At 64.6% G+C, this 458-nt stretch carries 2 protein-coding genes; one reads left to right on the forward strand and one right to left on the reverse strand.

The genetic code is table 11. The annotated features are described in order from the left end of the window. On the forward strand, nucleotides 1–211 hold a 211-nt coding region (locus IMZ11_RS44075; protein WP_228649707.1), incomplete at its 5' end, for a hypothetical protein. A 6-nt stretch (nucleotides 212–217) separates the two neighbouring features. Here IMZ11_RS44075 and IMZ11_RS44080 read toward each other — a convergent pair. Further along, nucleotides 218–458: DUF5313 family protein (locus tag IMZ11_RS44080; RefSeq protein WP_228649708.1), on the reverse strand; the 241-nt coding region annotated here is incomplete at its 5' end.

Genomic DNA, 458 nt, shown 5'->3' on the forward strand with positions numbered 1-458 from the left:
GTTGGCCAGCCTGCTCGCGTTGAGCATGCACCGCCAGCCGGACGGAGTGCTGGCAGCCGCGGGTACCGCGGTGGCCGATCGCGTCAGCCGCCTCCTGGAACCTCAGCGAGCGATCTGGTGGCATCCACGGTCGCTGGCGATGACGTCTGTGGTGATCGCGATGGCCGTTGCACCGGCCTTCGCGCTGACGTTGTGCACCTTGCAGCCGTAGGCGCGATCAGACGTCGTGACTGCTGCTCGGGCCGGTGCGGGGTCCATAGCGTTCGGCATAGGCCTGATGGATATGGGCGTTCTTCTTGCGGGACAACTCGTCGACGAGGCCTGGGTTCAGGCCGTGCTTGGCGAGCATGTGGCGCCGCCACACCTTGTTCAGTGCATGGGAGAAGTAGACGAACGGGATGAAGATCGGCACCGTCATGCTGGCGTGCAGGTAGAGCGACATCGGGATGAACCAGATC

Origin of the sequence: Microtetraspora sp. AC03309, from assembly GCF_020826795.1 — a bacterium.
Classification (GTDB): Bacteria; Actinomycetota; Actinomycetes; order Streptosporangiales; family Streptosporangiaceae; genus Microtetraspora; species Microtetraspora glauca.